This window comes from Micromonospora eburnea (assembly GCF_900090225.1).
Taxonomy (GTDB): domain Bacteria; phylum Actinomycetota; class Actinomycetes; order Mycobacteriales; family Micromonosporaceae; genus Micromonospora; species Micromonospora eburnea.
On the sequence record NZ_FMHY01000002.1, the window covers coordinates 5,006,989 to 5,024,696 of the forward strand.

A 17,708-nucleotide genomic window follows, 5' to 3' on the forward strand; every position below is an offset into this window, starting at 1 on the left:
CACAGGGAGGCCCAGCGGATGTCCGACAGCGTCGTGGTCGGCCTCGACGTCGGGGGTACGTCCACCCGCGCCGCCGCACTCAGCCTCAACGGCGTACGACTCGGCACCGGCCGGGCCGGCGGCGGCAACCCGACCAGCCACGGCGCCGAGCGGGCCGCCGCCGAACTGCTCGCCGCACTGCGCGCCGCGCTCGCCGACATCGACCCGACCCGGGTACGCTCCGGCGTCATCGGGCTGGCCGGGGCCGGCCGACTCCTCGCCGACCCCCAGGGCCGGGCCGCCTTCGACCGCGCCTGGTCCGACGCCGGCCTACGCTGCCCGTACGCCGTACACGGCGACGCCCTCGTCGCGTACGCCTCGGGCACCGCGGCCCCGGACGGCACCGTGCTCATCGCCGGCACCGGCGCGATCGCCGCCCAGGTCCGCGACCTGCGCCTGGACCGTACCGCCGACGGACACGGCTGGCTGCTCGGCGACGCCGGCTCCGGATTCTGGCTGGGCCGCGAGGCGGTCCGCCGGCTACTGTCCGATCTGGACCGCGCCGACCCGCCGAGCGAACTGGCCCGCCGGGTGCTCGCCGAACTGACCGGCTCGACCGAGGTGGCCGACCGACCACGCGCGACCGCCGAGTCCGTGGTGCAGGCGGTCACCCGGCGGCCGCCGGTCGAGCTGGCCCGGCTCGCGCCGCTGGTGGTGGCCGCGGCCCGGGAGGGCGAGGCCACCGCCCAGGCACTCATCCGGGAGGCCGCGACGCTGCTCGCCGACAGCGTCACCCGGATCCGGCCGGCCGGTGTGACCGACCCGGTGGTGCTCGGCGGCGGGCTGCTCACCGGGGACACCCCGCTCGCCGCCGCGGTCCGCGCCGAACTGGCCCACCGCTGGCCGGACGCGCCACTACACACCGCCGGGGACGGTGCCGCAGCCGCGGCCTGGCTCGCCGCCCGCGACCTGCCCGAGGTGACCGAACCGGCGGCCCTGCACGCCCTCCTGGTGCCGCCGGCCGCCTGACCCCGCGCCCCGCCCCGTGCCGCGGCGCGGCGCCCCAAGATCGTGCTCGATGCAGGAACGAGTGGTATCGAAGAGTGCGCGAGACCACTACTTTCCGGATCGAGCGCGATCTTGCGAGTCACCGCCGTCCGCGCGCTGTGCGGGGACGGACGACATCTGGAGCCCCTTCGGAGCTGATGTCACGAACGAATCAGCCGCTGGGGCGGTACGCCGGCGACCGGCCCGATGAATCGGTCACGGCATCAGGTCCACGTGGGGCCGAATCGTTCGCGTCATCAGGTTCGTAGCGTGCGACAGCGGCACGCGGCCGGGCCAAGAAGCCCCGAAGAGCGGGAGGCCCGTGAGGGTGGGACGGCGCGGGGGTCAGGAACAGGCGGCAAGGGTCTCCGCCAGGCGGGGCCAGACATGGCTGCGCCAGCCGCCGTCGAGCAGGGTGAACGTACGCCACTGCACCGGATCCTCCGGGTCGAAGCCGGAGTGTTCCAGGAAGAGCCGGGTGCCCCGACCCTCGGGTACCAGGGTCCAGGTGACCACGGTGTCCAACCGGCCACCCTGCCAGGCCCACCGCAACCGACGCGGCTCGTCCAGCTCCAGCACCTCGCAGTGGACCACGCCGTCGAAACCCTGCCCCGGTCTCGGGATGGTGCGGAAGGTGAACCGGTGGCCCGGGACGGGACGAAAATCGTTGGGCATCAGCCATCGGGCCAACAGATCAGAATCGGTCAGCGCCCGCCAGACCTTGGCCGGCGAGTGGGCCAGGAACTGATCCACCGCGATGCTGGCGCGCTCACTCATCCGGCAACCCGTCCAGCACCTCACGCAGGTCGGCCAGGCGCGCCCGCCAGAACCTCTCGTACGGGCCGAGCCAGTCGGCCACCTCGCGCAACGGCTCGGGCCGCAGCGCGTAGAACCGCTGCCGGCCGACCGGCTGCTCGGTGACCAGCCCGGCGTCCTTGAGCACCCTCAGGTGCTCCGACAGGCTGGGCCGGCGCATGTCGAAGTGGTCCGCGAGCTGCTGCACCGGCTGCTCGCCCCGTTCCAGCAGCAGCCGCAGCACCTCCCGCCGGGTGGGGTTGGCCAGCGCGGCGAAGACGTCCCCCTCAGACACTGGTCGCCTGGAGCACGATGCCGTTGCCGTCCGGGTCGTCGAAGGTCGCGTACCGGCCCCATGGCGCGGCCTGGATGCCACCGTCGGCAAAGGCCACCCCGAGTTCGCGCAGCCGGGCCACGTCGCCGTCGAGGTCGTCGGTCTCCAGAACCAGGCCCTTGAGCGAGCCGGGCGACATGGTCGGGAACCAGGTGACCAGGGTCAGGGTGGTCGCCGCGCCCTTCGGGGCGACCTGGACCCAGCGACCGCCGGGTCCCATCGGGTTGTCCCGCACCAGGTCGAAGCCGAGGACGTCGACGTAGAAGTCGCGGGCCCGGTCCTGGTCGCTGACGGGTACGGAGACGATCTGCACGTGGGTCACGGTCATGCCCACCACAATAGGTAGGAGATTTCCTACCGGTCAAACCGAGGAGGGGCCGGCCGACCCGCGTCGACCGGCCCACCGTCTCGTGGCTCAAGAGGTCGGCTGACCCGGCTGCCCCTGCGGCTGGCCGTACTGGCCCTGCGGAGCCGGCTGACCGGGCTGCGCCGGGTAGCCCGGCTGCGGAGCCGGGCCGTACTGGCCCTGGCCCGGCTGGCCCGGCACGGCCTGACCCGGGTAGCCCTGCGGAGCCTGACCCGGGTAGCCCTGCGGAGCCTGACCCGGGTAGCCCTGCGGAGCCTGGCCGTAACCCGGCTGGCCCTGCGGCACTGGCTGGCCGTAGCCGAACTGGCCCGGCTGAGGCAGCCCGGCGACCTGTGCCGCGGCCTCCTCCCGGGCCTGCTTGCGTGCCTTGAACGCCCGGACGATCAGCAGGACCGGCAGAACAAAGACGTAGAAGAAGATCCGATACGAGCCACCCTCGAAGAGGAACATGAGATAGAAGCCGTAGCAGAAGAAGGCCAGGCCGATGAGGACGTTCAGAATCCGGGCGGCCTTGCCCTGCTCGGGGACCGCCAGGCCGATCACGATCATCGCGATGCCACCGAGCAGCAGCAGGAGGTCGTAGATGACGAAAAACATGTGATTCCTGTCAATCAGTTGAAGTTGCCGGCCCACGATAGGGGAACGATCACCGGCCGCGCTGCCCCGCTACCTGTGGCCAGCACCACCTCACTTGAGCTGGCCGGCGGTGAGGCCGGTCTGGATCTGCCGCTGGAACACCGCGTAGACCACCAGCACCGGCAGCGTGGCGATGGTCAGGCCGGCGAACAGGCCGCTGAAGTCCCCTTGGTACCCCTGGCTGATCGCGAGCGCGGAGAGCCCCTGGGCCAGGACCCACTTCGAGTCGTCGCCCTGCATGAGCACCTGCGGCAGGATGAACTGGTTCCACTGGCTGAGGAAGTTGAAGATCGCCACGCTGATCAATCCCGGACGCGCCATCGGCAGCATCACCCGGAAGAAGAGCCGGAAGTGGCCGCACCCGTCGATCAGGGCGGCCTCAGCGACCGCGGTCGGCAGGGTGCGGAAGAACGCGGTCAGGAAGAACACCGTGAACGGCAGCGAGTAGGCCGCGTACACCAGGATGAGACCGGTCCAGGTGCCGAGCAGACCGGAGCTACGGACCACGAAGAAGAGCGGCACGAGGGCGAGGAAGACCGGGAACATCATGCCGCCGACGAACAGGTAGTAGGCCAGCTGCCGGCCGCGGAACTCGTAGCGCGCGAAGACGTACGCCGCGGTCGCGCCGAGCAGCATCGTCAGCGTGAGCGAGCCGGCCACCACGATGGCGCTGTTGAGGAAGTACCGGCCGATGTGCGCCTCGGTCCAGGCCCGGGCCCAGTTCTCCAGGCGCAGCGCGCCGGGCAACCCCCAGGGGTCGGAGAGGATCTCGCCGTCGCTCTTGAACGAGCTGAGAAACATCCACAGCAGCGGCAGCACGGTCAGCGCGCCCCAGACCAACAGGAAGGAGTGCGACGCGACGTTCACCACGCCCAACTCGCGGCGGGGCGGCCTCGGGGCGCGACCGCTCCGGCCCGGCTCCGCGCCCGTCGCGGCCGGCCTGTCCAGCGTGGTCATGAGTATTCGATCCTCTCGCGCCGGGCGGCCCGCAGTGCCAGCACCGCCACCGTGAGGGTCAGGAAGAGCATCATCACGCCGATCGCCGAGGCGTACCCGAACTTGTTGTCGCCGAACGCCGTGTCGTACATCCGCAGCCCGATGACGTCGGAGGAGAAGTTGGGTCCGCCGTGTGGCGTCATCAGCTGGACCAGGATGAAGCCGTCCAGCGCGGCGATGGCCAGGTAGATCCAGGCGACCTGCACGGTGTCCCACAGCAGCGGCACGGTGATCCGGCGCAGCGTGACCCAACGGGACGCCCCGTCGAGCATGACCGCCTCGTAGATGTCACGCGGGATGGCGGACATCGCGGCGCCGAAGAGCACCACGTAGAAGCCGACGTTGCTCCACACCATCGCGGCGAGCACGCACCAGAAGGCGGTCTTCGGATCGCCGAGCCAGGTCGGGGTGGGCAGGCCGACGGCGCGCAGCGCGCCGTTGAGCAGGCCGTTGTTCGGGTGGTAGATCTCCTTCCACAGCAGCGCGATGATGACCACCGAGAGCACCTGCGGGAAGAAATACACCAGCCGGTAGAAGGCGGCGCCGCGGACCCCGGTCACCCCGGCGCGGCCGCTCCGGCCGCCCATCGACAGCATGGTGGCGAAGAACAGGCCGAGACCGATGGTCAGCACCGGCACCACGGCGAGCAGGATGGCGTTGTTGCCGATCGCGTTCCACACCCGGTCGTCGTGCAGCATGGTGCGGAAGTTGTCCAGGCCGACCGGGTTGGCCTCGGCCGAGTAGCCCAGCCAGTCCGTCGTCGAGATCTGGAACGCCTGCAGGTACGGCGAGATCACGAACAGGACGTAGAGCAGCAGCGGTGGCACCAGGAACGCGATGATCAGCGGGTACTTGCCGTGTCGCACGAGGCGGATCCTCCTCCTCCGAGCAGCCGGGGGTGGGGGCGGCCCACGCCGCCCCCACCAGGTGGCTACGCGGCCCGCTTGTACTTCTTGATCGAGCTGTCCTGGGCGATCGCGTCAGCGCCCTTCTGGCACTTGTCGAGGAACTCGGCCGGGCTGATCCGCCCGGCGAAGAACTCGCCGCACGCGGCGTCAACGAGCTCGCGCTCCAGCTTGCGGTAGAAGTTGTTGTAGACCCAGTTGAAGCCGTTGGAGCCGGACGCGTCCAGCGCCTTCGCCACGGTGGTCAGGCCGAACGGCAGCTCGACGCCCTCGGTGGCGCCGGCGACCACGGGCAGGCTGGAGACCTTCTTGGTGAAGTCCTGGGCGCCCTTCCTGGAGAGCATCACGCGCATGTACTCCAGGCCACCGGCGAGGTTCTTGGCCTTCGCCGGGACCATGAACGGCTCGCCCGCGGTGCCCCGGATCGCCTCGAACGGCAGCTTGTCACCGGCCCCCAGGCTGGGCGTGGGCACGACGGTCATGTTGAAGCCGGCCGGGGTGACCTTCTCCTGCTCGTTCTCCAGCCAGGAGCCGCAGGAGACGAAGGCGGCCTTGCCCTGGCACCAGGCCGTCTGCGACTGAATGTGGTCCAGGCCCGCCGAGCCGTCCAGGATGTACTTGTCCTTGACGATCTGGTGCCACGCGTCGGCGGCCATCTTCATCGCGTCGGACTTCCAGGCGTTCGGCTCCAGGTTGTCGATGGCCACGGCGACCGACGGGCCGCCGAACTTGATCGCGGTGGAGATCACCGGCCAGCTCATGTAGCGGGGGTGCACGCCGGGGTAGGTCCAGGGGGCGATGCCGGCGGCCTTGATCTGCTTGCAGAGCGCGATGTGCTCGTCCCAGGTCTTGGCGTACTGCCAACCCCGGTCCGCGAAGAGCTTGGTGGAGTACCAGATGCCGTACGCGGTGTAGGTGTAGTTGAGGACGAGGAACTTGCCGTCGTACGAGCCGACCTCGACGGTGCCGGGCAGCAGCGTGTCCCGCACCGTCTTGCCGGGAATGTCGAGGCTCGGCGCGTCGAGCAGTTCGCTCAGGTCGGCGACGGCGTTCTGGCTGACCAGGCCGTTGAAGTCGATCTGGCCGGCGCCGGAGTTGTTCACCACGTCCGGCGGGTTGCCGTCGACGAAGCGCGGCTGGAGAGTCTTGTTGATCTCCTGCGTGGCGGAGTGCTTGATCTCGGCCTTGGGGTACTTCTCCTTGTACATGGCCTCGTGGGCCTTGGCGTACTCCTCCCCGAAGCCACCGTTGAAGATCACCACATCGAGCGGCGCGTCCTCCTTGACGCCCAGCGGATTCTGCTCGCTCTTGGTGCCCTTGTAGCCGGCGTCCTTCTTGTCGTCATCGCCGCCGGAGGTGGCGCAGCCGGCGAGCAGGCCGGCGGCGGGGGTGGCCAGCAGACCGGCGGCGGCGGTGCGCCGAAGGATCTCACGCCTGTTCATCGCATCTCCTCGGTTCGGGTACGGGCGGCCCGCCGAGGGTGGGGGAACGGCGGCCGCGGCATCGAGGCACGGGTGGGGTCACGTGTTGCTTGTCTTCAGTTCTCTAGACATTGCTGAAGAATTTCTACGGCAGTGCGGCGCGGACCACAAGACCCGACAACCGAACCGTTATCACCACACCCCGGCAACGGCTGGCCTAGCCTGAGCCCATGCGCCGCCTGCGGCAGCTCGCCGAGCGCACGCCGCCCGGGCGGGACCGCTACGTCGACCTGCTCCGGGCGCTCGCCATCACCATGGTCGTCATCGGCCACTGGGCCATCACCGTGATCGGGTACGACCGCGCCGGCCGACCGACCGGGCAGTCCGCGCTGGGCTACCTGCCCTGGGCCTGGCCGGTGACCTGGGTGGCCCAGGTGATGCCGGTGTTCTTCCTCGTCGGCGGCTACGCCAACGCCGCCGCGCTGACCTCCTGGCGGTCCCGGGGTGGTAGCGCCACCGGCTGGCTGATCGACCGCAGCAGTCGGCTGATCCGCCCAACCACCGCCCTGCTGGTGGTCCTCGCGATCGGCGGGGCGATCGCCCGACTCAGCGGCGTCGACCCCACCGAGATCCGTACGGTGGTCTGGTTCGCCACCATCCCGCTCTGGTTCCTCGTCGCCTACCTGGTGATGGTCCCGCTGACCCCGGCCATGTACGCGCTGCACCGCCGTGTCGGGCTGGTCGTGCCGCTGGTGCTGGTCGGGCTGGTCGCGCTCGGCGACCTGGGCCGGATCCTCGGCCCGGCCGGCCTGGCCACCGGGAACTACCTCTTCGGCTGGCTGGCCGTGCACCAGCTCGGCTTCGCCTGGTACGACGCCCGGGGCCCGAGCCCGACGGTGCCGGGTCAGGGCGCGGACCGTCCCGGCCTGCGCCGGCGACGGCTGCCCACCGCACGGCGCGCCGGGGTGGTGCTGCTGCTCCTGGGGCTCGCCGCGCTGCTGCTGCTGACCCGCGTCGGGCCGTATCCGGTGGCGATGCTGAACGTGCCGGGCGAGCGCCTGAACAACACCGCCCCGCCCAGCGTGGCGCTGCTCGCGGCGGCCACCGGGCAGCTCGGGCTGATCCTGTTGCTACAGGATCCCGCCCGCCGGTGGCTGCGCCGCAGCGGCCCCTGGCAGTCGGTGATCGCGGTGAACGCCGTGGTGCTGACCGTCTTCCTCTGGCACCTGACCGCCGCTGTCCTGCTGGTCGGCCTGTTGGACGCCCTGGGCGTGCTGCCCACCCCGCGGGTCGGTTCGGCGGCCTGGTGGGCCTGGCGGGTGCCCTGGCTGCTCGCCCTGGCGGTGGTGCTGGCCGCGCTGGTCGCCGTGTTCGGCCCGATCGAGGCCCGCACCCGCCGGCACGGCCGGGCGTACACCAGTCGCCCGCTGCAGACCGCGCTGGTGGCGATCGGCTACACGGGCGTGGCCGCCGGGCTGCTGGTGAACAGCCTGACCCCGAAGAGCGCGGCCGAGCCGCTGGGGCTGCCCGCCCCGACGCTGGTGGCGTACCTGGTCGGGGCGGGGCTGCTGCGACTGCTCAGGTCTGGGTGGGGAAACCGAGGTTCACCCCACCGTGCCGCGGGTCGAGCCAGCGGCTGGTGACCACCTTGCCCCGGGTGAAGAACGCGACCCCCTCGGCGCCGTGCGCGTGCAGGTCACCGAAGAGCGACGCCTTCCAACCACCGAACGAGTAGTACGCCACCGGCACCGGGATCGGCACGTTGATCCCGACCATGCCGACCTCCACCTCGTGCTGGTACCGCCGGGCCGCCCCGCCGTCGTTGGTGAAGATCGCCGTGCCGTTGCCGTACGGGTTGGCGTTGACCAGCTCGACCGCCTCGTCGTACGAGCCGACCCGGAGCACGCTGAGCACCGGACCGAAGATCTCGTCGGTGTAGATCGACATCGCCGGGGTGACATGGTCGAAGAGGGTCGGGCCGAGCCAGAACCCCTCCGCCGCCCCGTCCGGGGTGACGTCCCGCCCGTCCACCACCGGCACCGCGCCGGCCGCGATCCCCGACTCGACGTAGCTGCGGACCCGTTCGGCGTGCGCGGCGGTGACCAGCGGGCCCATGTCGCAGCCCCGCCGGCCGTCCCCGGTGCGCAGCCGGGCCATCCGCTGCGCGATCTTCGCGACCAGCGCGTCGGCGACCGGCTCCACCGCGACCAACGCGGAGATCGCCATGCACCGCTCCCCCGCCGAACCGAAGCCGGCGTTGACCGCCGCGTCGGCGGCCAGGTCCAGGTCGGCGTCCGGGAGCACCACCATGTGGTTCTTCGCCCCGCCCAGCGCCTGCACCCGCTTGCCGGCCAGCGCGGCGCGCTGGTGCACGTACCGGGCAACCGGGGTGGAGCCGACGAACGACACCGCCTTCACGCCGGGATGGTCGAGCAGCGCGTCGACCGCCTCCTTGTCGCCGTTGACCACGTTCAGCACCCCGTCCGGCAGGCCCGCCTCGCTGAACCACTCGGCCAGCAGCAGCGCCGCGCTCGGGTCCTTCTCGCTGGGCTTGAGCACCACCGCGTTGCCGCAGGCGACCGCCACCGGCACGAACCACAGCGGCACCATCGCCGGGAAGTTGAACGGCGAGATCACCGCCACCACGCCGAGCGGCTGCCGCAGGCTGTACGAGTCGACCTCGGTGGAGACGTTCTCGCTGAAGCCGCCGCGCAGCGCCGACGGGATGCCGCAGGCGTACTCGATGACCTCCAGGCCGCGCTGCACCTCGCCGGCGGCGTCCGCGAGCACCTTGCCGTGCTCGGCCGTGATCGCCTCCGCGAGCCGGTCCCGCCGGGCGTTGACCAGCTCACGGAACGCGAACAACACGGCCGTCCGCTTGGCCAGGGAGACGTCCCGCCAGGACCGCACGGCCCGCTCGGCGGACTCCACCGCGCCCGCCACGTCCGCGGCGGAGGCCAGCTCGACCAGCGCGGTACGCCGGCCGGTGGCCGGGTCGAAGACGTCGCCGCGCCGCTCCGAGCCGCCGCCGACCCGCTTGCCGTCGACGAAGTGCCCGATGAGGTTCACGCCGCCGCCTCCGCCGCCGCGCCGGAGCGGATCGCGTCGACCAGGATGGCCAGACCCTCCCGGGCCTCGTCCTCGGTCAGCGTCAGCGGTGGCCCCATCCGCACCACGTTGCCGTAGAGGCCGCCCTTGCCGACCAGCAGGCCACCGGCGCGGCACGCCTCGAACACCCGGGCGGTGAGCGCCGGATCGGGTTCGGTGGTGCCCGGGCGGACGAACTCGACGCCGAGCATGAGGCCCTTGCCGCGTACCTCGGCGACGCAGTCGAGATCGGCCGTCGCGGCCCGCAGGCCGTCGCCGAGGATCGCGCCGACCCGCGCGGCGTTGGCCTGCAGATCGTGGTCGAGCAGGTAATCCAGGACGGCGTTGCCGGCGGCGGTGGAGATCGGGTTGCCGCCGAAGGTGGAGAAGCTGATCGCCGGCACCGACTCCAGCACGTCGGCCCGCCCGACGACGCCGGCCAGGGCGAACCCGTTGCCGATGCCCTTGGCGAAGGTGAGCAGGTCCGGGGTGACGCCGTGCGCCTGGTAACCCCAGAAGTGCTCACCGGTGCGGCCCCAGCCGGTCTGCACCTCGTCGCTGATCAGCAGGATGCCGTGCTCGTCGAGCACCTTCTTCCAGGCCGCGAAGAGCCCGTCCGGGCCGTGCACGAACCCGCCGACGCCCTGGATCGGCTCGGCGATCAGGCAGGCCACGTCGCCGGAGGTCTGGGTGGCCAGCACCTCGCGCAGGTCCTCCACGGCGGCGTTGATCCGGTCCTCGGAGTCGAGCCGGGCCAGCAGGCCACGCAGCCGCTCACCGGAGTGCAGCCAGGCCACCTGCAACGGGTTGAGCGCGCTGGCCGACCAGCTCCGGTTGCCGGTGACGCCCATCGCCGCGTACGACCGGCCGTGGTAGCTGTTGCGTACCGCCAGGATCTGGTGCGAACGGCGGTGGTTGGTGGCGACCAGCAGCGCGGCCTCGTTCGCCTCGGTGCCCGAGTTGGTGAAGAAGACCCGGGCGTCGGGGATGCCGGAGACCCGGGCGACCTTCTCGGCCAATTCCACCTGCTGCCGGATCAGGTAGAGCGTGGAGCTGTGCACGATGCCGGTACGCAGCTGCCGCTCGACCGCCTCCCGGATCTCCGGGATGTCGTAGCCGATCATGTTGGTCAGCACGCCGCCGAAGAAGTCCAGGTAGCTGCGTCCCTGCGCGTCGGTCACCCGGCGGCCGGAGCCGGAGACCAGCTCGATCGGTTCGGCGTAGTAGAGCGGCATCCAGGACGGGAGAACGGCCCGGTGCCGGGCCAGCAGGTCGTCGGAGGTCATCGTCGCACCCTTCAGCGGTCAGGTCCTCGCACGCTCTCACCGCCCGGAGGCCAGGGACAACTGCCACTGTGTAGCCCAGCGTCCGCCGCCACCTGACACCACGTCAACCGCCGCCGGCAACCCCGGTCCCGTGGCACCGGCCCCGGCGCCCCGACGATCCACAACGACCGGTGTCCGCGTACCGGCGAGCGGTAGCATCCGCCGGGTGCGGACGACGGAGGTGGCGCTGCCGGGCGGCGCGGCGGGGACGGCCGGCGGCCAGCTCGCCGCGGGAATACGGGGCTGGGTGGAGTCGCCGCCGCTGCGCGCCCTGGTCGAGCGGTTCGGCGGTGACTGGCCGGCCGGCGACCTGTCGGCGGTGCTGGCCGCGCTGGACGAGTTCTCCGCCCGCCACTGGGACTTCCGCGCCGGGCGGGAGCGCCCCGAGGCGCGGGAACCGGCCTTCGACCCGGCCACCGTACGGCTCGTGCTCGACTCGGCCGAGGCGCTGGGCCTGGTCCGGGCCGCCCCGCCGGCCCTGCCCCGGTACGCCCACCTGCTGGTCCTCGGCGGGCTGGCGCACGCCTGCCTGCGGCGCACCGCGTACGCGGCGCATCTGGCGCGGGCCGTCGCCGGAGTCTCCGGCGAGGTGGCCGTGCTGGGCAGTTTCCGGGCCCTCTCCCCGGCCGAGTCGGGCATGCTCGCCGATGCCGGGATGACCGACTGCGCCACCGAGGTGGACGCCCTCGACGCGGGGGTCCGCGCCGCGTTCGGGGTCACCGCCCCGGACGAGGAGATCGGCGAGGACGCGGACCACCCGCACCGGGCCTGGTCCTCGCGCACCTACCACCCGGCCGGCCTGCCCCCGGTACGCGTGCTCGCCGCCCCGTCCAGCGAGCCGGACCGGCGTCGGGCGCACACCGCCGACACCCAGCGGTTCTGGGCCGAGCACGTCCGGCTGTGCGCCGGCGACCCGGTGCTGATGGTGACCGCGCCGATCTACGTGCCGTTCCAGCACTGCGACGCGTTGCGCACCCTCGCCGTGCCGTACGGCTGCGGGATCGACACGGTCGGCGTCGACCCGGCGCTGGCCGCGCTGGCCGGGTTGCCCGAGCCGACGCTGACCCCGGGCCGGTATCTCCAGGAGATCCGCTCGGCGATCCGGTCGATGCGGAACCTGCACGGGGTGCTCGCATCGTCCTGAGCAGCCGGCCCGGGGCGAGGGGGCCAGGTCCCCGGCGGCCGTCGCCGGGCGGATCGGGTCAGGCGACGCGCCGGGCGATCGCCACCCGGGTGGCCGTCACGAAGTCCCAGAAGAGCGGCAGCGTGGTGTTCTTCCGATCGGCCCGGGTGTTGGTGCCGAACATCGCGTTCCGCAACGCGGTGGTCAACTCCAACTGGGCTCCCTTACCGATGAGGGTCCGGTTGCAGATGTTGCGCGGGTGGGAGCCGTCGATGTCCGCGCCCCCGCCCCCGGCCAGCGTGATGCCCACCCTCGCGTACTCCTGGCGGAGCAGATCCCGCAGGTTGGCGTCCAGACCGCCGACCAGGACCGCCCGGGTGCCGTCCGGCACGCCCGCGTCGGACTCCTTGCAGCCGTGCAGGGAGACCGCGTACCGGGCCCCGCCGCAGATCGACTCTGCGTACGGGTCGTCGCAGTTGACCGAGGTCACGTGTAGCTCGCCGTTGCCGCTGCCCCGCAGCCCCTCGAACATCCAGTAGTCGTGCAGCCCCCGGCCGTCGGTGGCGGTCGCCAGCGTGGCCGGGTGGTAGCCGGCGACGGCGAGGCAGAGTTCGGAGGTGCCGACCTCGATGCCGCCGCCGTGCGGCGCGACCACCGCCACCTGCGGATAGAGCGCGTTCGTCGTGAGGTCGTTGTCGAAGGCCGGCTGACGGCGGTAACGCCGGGCGTAGTCGCTCCCCTCGACCAGGCTCGGGTCGGCGTAGAGCGCGGTGTTCGAGCCGTACCTGTCGGCAGCGAGGGCCGGGGCGGGCCGGGCGGCGAGCATCGCGGGGGTGGCGACCGCCGCCGAGGCCAGGGCGGCGAGGACGGTACGACGCCGTGCGGTGGTGGGCATCATCTCTCCAATCTGGAGCGAAGGGTGGCAGCACAGGTTAGCCGTGAAACCCGGCTGCGTGCGGCGGCCCGGCCCCGGTAGCCTTCCAACACGGCGAGGACGGCTCCGGGCGCGCTTCCTTCTCATCTTTTGCAAAGAGACCTAGCGCACCCAATCTCCGTCCTCGCCGCTTCCGCTACCGAGGATGACTGGCGATGACGCGACTGACGGCTCCGACCACCACCTCCGGCGTCCACCCGGTCGCGGTGGCGCTGGCCCGCCGCGCCGGGCTGGTCGCCACCGGCCTGCTGCACGGCGGGCGCAAGGTGCGCCGCCCCGGCCGCCGGCCCGCCGGCACCGCCGAGGGGGTGACCGCGCTGGAGGCGGACGTCCTCGCGCTCGGCTGGCTGATCGGGCCCCGGCTGCGCGCCGCGCTGGCCGCGCTGCCCGCCGAGCGGCTCGCCTCGGTCGGCCACGGCCTGCTGACCACCCTGGAGACGGCGGTGGGCGCGCACGCCCCGCACGTCCCGCTGTTCAAGGACTTCCCGCGCCGGGTTCCCGCCGACACGCAGGAGCTGTACGTCCGGCGCATGTTCGCGCTGCTGCTCCAGCGCCCGGAGCAGCCCTGTGTGCTCTGCGGTCGGGTCCGCACCGTGCACCCGGTCTCGCCCTGCGCCCACCTGACCTGCGTCGCCTGCTGGGACGAGGGCTACACGGCCTGCCCGATCTGCCACCGCCGGATCACCGACGGGCCGTTCCTGCCGGTGGTCGCACCCCCGAGCGGTGGTCGTACGCTGGCGCTGCCCCGCCGGGCCGAGCTGCTGGAACTGGCCGACGACGTCGACCGCGCGGTGCACCAGGCGCTCGCCGCGCTGCTGGCCCGGCGTACCCCGCTCTCCCCCACCGACCAGCGCGACCTGCTGGCCCTGGTCGACCACGCCGGCCCGGCCGAGCCGACCTGGCTGCCCGACGAGGTGCCGGTCCGGGAGACCCGGGCGCTGCTGCTGGACCGGCTGCTCGCCGGGCCCGTCGAGCCGGCCCCGACCGCGGCCCTGCTGGACCGGTACGTCACCACCGCCACCGACGTGCTCCGGCTGCTCGCGGTCCGCGACGGCGGCGACCCGGGGCTGGTGGAGTCGCCGAAGCGGCGTGGCTCCCTCCCCCGCCCGCTGCGCCGGGCGCTGCTGGCCCGGCTGGACGCGCTGGGCCTGCCTGCCCTGCTGGCGGACCTGCCCCGACACCGGGACCGCTGGCTCGCCGCCGCCGAGAACCTGCACCCGTTCGAGCAGCCGGCCCGCCACCCGGAGGCGGCCACCGCCTTCGCGGTGCTGCGCCGCACGACGGTGACCCCGGACAGCCGCCTCGGGCGGGTGGTCGCCGAGGTGGTGGCCGCGTACGCGCCGCTGATCCGGCCCGTCGCGGGGCGGCTGCACGCCGCTTCCCCGGCCGCCCGGGTGGAGGCCGCCCTGGCCTCCGGGGACGTCGACACCGCCGTCGAACTGCTCGCCCACCGGCCGGGTGAGCTGCTGCGCCGGGCTGTCGCGCTGGCGGCCCGTGGCGGCGCCCCGGAGCGGCTCTGCGCGGCGGTGGCGGCAGCCGCCCGTACCGGGTCGCCCGGCGTGCTGATCGCCGCCCTCGGCGCGGTACGCGCGGCGACCTGGCCGGCCGGCACCCGGCTCTTCTTCCCGCGTGGCGGCCGCGCCCGGCTCTGGGCCGAGCCGGATCGCCGCCCCCGGCTGCCCGCCGTCGTCGGCGGCGAGCTGGAGGATCTGCTGGTCACGGAGCTGCGTGAGCGGGCGGCCCGGCTGCCCCGGGTCGACGTGGCGCTGCTGGACGCGGCGCTGGCCGACCTGATGGCGCCGTTCGCCGAGCGGACCGCCTCGGACGCGCTGGTCCGCCTGCCGCGCGGCAGCGCCCGACCGCTGCCGGACGGCCGCCGGGTACGGCTCTTCCTGCACTGGACCGAACCGGCCGGCACCCGCGTCGACCTGGACCTGTCGGTCGCGATGATCGCCGACGACGGTGGTTTCGTCGGCTGGTGCGACTACACCCGCCTGCGGTTCGGCGACACGGCGGCGGTGCACTCGGGAGATCTGACCTCGGCACCGGCCCCGCTGGGCGCGAGCGAGTTCGTCGACCTCGACATCCCCGCCCTGACCCGGCGCGGGATCCGATACGTGGCGATGGTGGTGTTCAGCTACAACGACGTGCCCTTCGAGGAGATGACCGACGCCTTCGCCGGGTTCATGGGCGACCCGGGGAACGGGGCGCCGTTCGAGCCGAAGGCGGTCGAGCAGCGGTTCGACCTCACCGGCCGGGTCAAGATCGCCACCCCGCTCGTGGTCGACCTGCGCTCCCGGGCGCTGCGTTGGATCGACGCCACCATGACCGGCACCGGCGGCGAGCACTCGGTGGCCCGCTACTCGCGTACCCTCGCGCGCCTCACCGTGGCCGCCGACGAGCACTTCGCCGCCGGACGGCGGGTGAGCCTGTGGGAGCTGGCCTGCTGGCACGCCGCCGGGCGGGCCGACACCGTGCTGGTCCGGGGCCGCGACGGCGGGCTCACCGGCTACCGCCGGGCGGACGGCGAGTCACCGGCCGCCTTCGCCGGCCGGCTGACCGCACGCGGCCCGGCCGACGAGGTGCCGGACGGCATCGCGGAGCCACGGTTCGCCGCGCTGGTACGCGGGGACGTCGCGCTGCCCGCCGGGGCGCAGGCGTACGCGCTGCACCGGGCCGAGCTGGACCCCGAACGGGTCACCCTGCTCGGCGCGGCCGACCTGCTCGCCGACCTCGCCCCGCGCCGTTGACCCGGGGCCGGTGCCCGGCGCACCGGCCCGCGGGGATGGCCGTCAGTTGACATAGACCGGGCTGCCGGACCGGGTGGTGTCCCGCACCGGGGAGTACCGCACGCTGAAGTACGCGGTGCCGAAGCAGAGGCTGGGCCCGGAGGACTTGGTCAGCACCTGGTTGGTGAAGATGATCGAGTTGGTGCCGTTGTCCGCGGTACCGGTGAGGGTGTTGCTGCTGGTCTGGTAGACGCAGGTGATCGTGCTCAGCAGCGTGTTCAGCACGACGGTGCTCTGGATCTGGCCGGCGGCCCCGCCGGAGATGGTCACCACGCCCGCACTGCTGACAGAGACGTCGTACGGCAGGTTGTTCACCGTCACGCTCTGCACCCCGGTGACGCCCAGCACGTTGCTGGTGCAGCTGGTGAAGCTCTGCGCGGTGAGGCGCTCGGTGGCGGTGCCCGGTGCCGGCGGGTTGGTCAGCACCGTGGCGGTGAAGCTGGAGGCGGCGCACCGGATGCCGGTGGAGGACGAGTAGAAGGTGGCGTTGGTGCCGCTGGCCAGGCTGGCCTGGATCACGTCCCCGACGGGCACGTCGGTCCCGCCGGGGGTCGGGTAGGTGAGCACGGCGCCGGCGAGTTGGGACGACGGGGAGGCGGCCGCGGGGGCGGTGCCGATCAGGCTGGTCAGCAGCGCCACGGCGGCGAGGCCCGCGCCGATTCGTCCGTACCTGGGCATGGTTCTTCCTTTCGTCGTGTAACGGGACGGACCGCGCCCGTACGGGGTCGGGGCGGTCGTCGCCCGGCCGTGCCGGCTGGGCGACGTGGTGGGAGCCGTCCCTGCGGGACGACCGGTGGTGGACGCCACCGACCGCGGCCCGTCGACGGGCCGGCCGGGCGCGCCAGGGAAGCCGCCAGGTCAGCGCGCGGGCCGGGGTGGTGCACTGCGGCGTAGCCGCGTCACCTGCGCCTTTCCAGCCTTGGGAGGGCACTCGTGGTTGGTGATAATGGCAGCCATCGCGCCCTCCTTCGACGAGCTCGTGGCGACCGTACGGGAGATCACCATTCGCGATGGGGCGTCAACTCAGAGTGAGTTATAAACCCCCGAGAGTCGTAAAGTCAATGCACCGAAGGAGGTCGATCACTTGTCCGCTCTGCGTCACCCACAACCGGCGCCGATCCCGCTGCCCGGCGCCCGCCACGGCCGCGACCCGGACCGTGCCATCAAGCGCGGGCCGCGCCGGGTCTCGGCCGAGGTGGTGGCGGCGACCCAGCGCGACCGCCTCTTCGACGGGCTGGTACGGGAGGTGGCGACAAGGGGCTACGACAACGCCCGGGTCACCGACATCTGCCGGGCCGCCGGGGTGACCCGACCGGCCTTCTACGCCCTCTTCACGGGCAAGGAGGACGCCTTCCTGGCCGCGTACCGACACGGGATCGCGGTGGTGTCGCAGCTGATGGAGAACGCCTACCGGGACGCCGGACCACACTGGCCGGACGCCGCCCGGGCCGCACTGCGCACCCTGCTCGAGGTGCTGGCCAGCGTGCCCGCCTTCGCCCGGATGGCCCTGGTCGAGGTGGACGCGGCCGGCCCGGACGCCCGCCGGGAGCGAGACGCCCTGCTGACCAGCTTCCGCCGGTTCTTCGCCGACGCCGGGCCCGGCCCGACGACCGGCGACGTCGACCGGGAGCTGCTGGTGTCCACGGTGGTCGGCGGCCTGCACGCGACCATCCGCGGCCGGGTCGCCCAAGGGGCGATCGAGGAGCTGCCGGCGCTGCTGCCCGTGCTCACCTATGCGGCCACCGCACCCTTCCTCGGCCGGGACGCGGCCAGCCGGGCGACCCGCCCGGTCAGCCCCGGCGACGGTCCGAGCACGGCGGCACCGTGCGCCCCCAGCCAGCCCCATTGATGAAAAACCGCTGCGGTTTCTGACTGTTGGCCACATTTCGCAAATGCCGCCCAACTACCCGCTACCCACCGTTGACCAATCCTTTACCCAGCGGTAACTTCGGCCTGCGCCCCGAGCGCGG

General features: G+C 72.7%; 16 protein-coding genes. 5 read left to right on the top strand and 11 right to left on the bottom strand.

Annotation, left to right across the window (positions count from 1 at the left end; genetic code table 11):
• The first annotated feature begins 18 nt into the window (after window positions 1-18).
• The gene (locus tag GA0070604_RS21530) at window positions 19-1,008 is read left to right on the top strand and encodes an N-acetylglucosamine kinase (RefSeq protein WP_091121448.1); all 990 of its coding nucleotides are present in this window, start codon (window positions 19-21) and stop codon (window positions 1,006-1,008) included.
• Between the two features lie 363 nt (window positions 1,009-1,371).
• Here GA0070604_RS21530 and GA0070604_RS21535 read toward each other — a convergent pair whose 3' ends face one another.
• The 7 genes from GA0070604_RS21535 to ngcE form a co-directional block, all read right to left on the bottom strand.
• Window positions 1,372-1,803 carry an SRPBCC family protein gene (locus GA0070604_RS21535; RefSeq protein WP_091121452.1) on the bottom strand — a complete coding sequence of 144 codons (432 nt, stop codon included), beginning with the start codon at window positions 1,801-1,803 and terminating at the stop codon, window positions 1,372-1,374.
• Window positions 1,796-2,116: an ArsR/SmtB family transcription factor gene (locus tag GA0070604_RS21540; protein ID WP_091121455.1), complete on the bottom strand. Its 321-nt coding sequence runs from the start codon at window positions 2,114-2,116 to the stop codon at window positions 1,796-1,798. Before GA0070604_RS21540 ends, GA0070604_RS21535 begins: the two co-directional genes overlap by 8 nt.
• Window positions 2,109-2,483, bottom strand: a complete 375-nt coding sequence (locus GA0070604_RS21545; protein WP_091121457.1) for a VOC family protein — start codon at window positions 2,481-2,483, stop codon at window positions 2,109-2,111. The genes GA0070604_RS21540 and GA0070604_RS21545 overlap by 8 nt, the downstream gene beginning before the upstream one ends.
• Before the next feature lie 87 nt (window positions 2,484-2,570).
• Window positions 2,571-3,119, bottom strand: a complete 549-nt coding sequence (locus tag GA0070604_RS34015) for a hypothetical protein (protein WP_091121461.1) — start codon at window positions 3,117-3,119, stop codon at window positions 2,571-2,573.
• Between the two features lie 90 nt (window positions 3,120-3,209).
• Entirely contained in the window at window positions 3,210-4,115 is a 906-nt protein-coding gene (locus GA0070604_RS21555) for a carbohydrate ABC transporter permease (RefSeq protein WP_091121466.1), read from the bottom strand.
• Entirely contained in the window at window positions 4,112-5,020 is a 909-nt protein-coding gene (locus tag GA0070604_RS21560; protein ID WP_091121470.1) for a carbohydrate ABC transporter permease, read from the bottom strand. The genes GA0070604_RS21555 and GA0070604_RS21560 overlap by 4 nt, the downstream gene beginning before the upstream one ends.
• A 65-nt stretch (window positions 5,021-5,085) precedes the next feature.
• A complete protein-coding gene (gene ngcE / locus GA0070604_RS21565; protein WP_091121473.1) occupies window positions 5,086-6,501 on the bottom strand; it encodes an N-acetylglucosamine/diacetylchitobiose ABC transporter substrate-binding protein in 1,416 nt (471 codons plus the stop codon).
• Window positions 6,502-6,710: 209 nt separating this feature from the next.
• On the opposite strand from ngcE, the gene GA0070604_RS21570 reads away from it, so the two are divergent.
• Window positions 6,711-8,123, top strand: a complete 1,413-nt coding sequence (locus GA0070604_RS21570) for an acyltransferase family protein (protein WP_091121477.1) — start codon at window positions 6,711-6,713, stop codon at window positions 8,121-8,123.
• Here the strand turns inward: GA0070604_RS21570 and GA0070604_RS21575 are convergent.
• Both GA0070604_RS21575 and GA0070604_RS21580 read right to left on the bottom strand, forming a co-directional pair.
• Window positions 8,059-9,549, bottom strand: a complete 1,491-nt coding sequence (locus tag GA0070604_RS21575) for a CoA-acylating methylmalonate-semialdehyde dehydrogenase (RefSeq protein WP_091121483.1) — start codon at window positions 9,547-9,549, stop codon at window positions 8,059-8,061. The genes GA0070604_RS21570 and GA0070604_RS21575 overlap by 65 nt on opposite strands.
• Complete coding sequence (locus GA0070604_RS21580) at window positions 9,546-10,853, bottom strand: aspartate aminotransferase family protein (RefSeq protein WP_091121487.1); 1,308 nt, start codon at window positions 10,851-10,853, stop codon at window positions 9,546-9,548. Before GA0070604_RS21580 ends, GA0070604_RS21575 begins: the two co-directional genes overlap by 4 nt.
• Before the next feature lie 205 nt (window positions 10,854-11,058).
• Here GA0070604_RS21580 and GA0070604_RS21585 point away from each other — a divergent pair, with 205 nt between their 5' ends.
• Entirely contained in the window at window positions 11,059-12,036 is a 978-nt protein-coding gene (locus GA0070604_RS21585; RefSeq protein WP_244162037.1) for a hypothetical protein, read from the top strand.
• A gap of 58 nt (window positions 12,037-12,094) precedes the next feature.
• Here the strand turns inward: GA0070604_RS21585 and GA0070604_RS21590 are convergent, their stop codons facing one another.
• Window positions 12,095-12,910 carry a poly-gamma-glutamate hydrolase family protein gene (locus GA0070604_RS21590; RefSeq protein WP_091127308.1) on the bottom strand — a complete coding sequence of 272 codons (816 nt, stop codon included), beginning with the start codon at window positions 12,908-12,910 and terminating at the stop codon, window positions 12,095-12,097.
• A gap of 194 nt (window positions 12,911-13,104) precedes the next feature.
• On the opposite strand from GA0070604_RS21590, the gene GA0070604_RS21595 reads away from it, so the two are divergent.
• On the top strand, window positions 13,105-15,699 hold the full coding sequence (locus GA0070604_RS21595; protein ID WP_091121495.1) for an MXAN_6230/SCO0854 family RING domain-containing protein: 2,595 nt from the start codon (window positions 13,105-13,107) through the stop codon (window positions 15,697-15,699).
• Window positions 15,700-15,741: 42 nt separating this feature from the next.
• Here GA0070604_RS21595 and GA0070604_RS21600 read toward each other — a convergent pair whose 3' ends face one another.
• On the bottom strand, window positions 15,742-16,416 hold the full coding sequence (locus tag GA0070604_RS21600) for a Tat pathway signal sequence domain protein (protein ID WP_091121498.1): 675 nt from the start codon (window positions 16,414-16,416) through the stop codon (window positions 15,742-15,744).
• A gap of 406 nt (window positions 16,417-16,822) precedes the next feature.
• Here GA0070604_RS21600 and GA0070604_RS21605 point away from each other — a divergent pair, with 406 nt between their 5' ends.
• Window positions 16,823-17,587, top strand: a complete 765-nt coding sequence (locus tag GA0070604_RS21605; protein ID WP_091121501.1) for a TetR/AcrR family transcriptional regulator — start codon at window positions 16,823-16,825, stop codon at window positions 17,585-17,587.
• Window positions 17,588-17,708 lie beyond the last annotated feature (121 nt).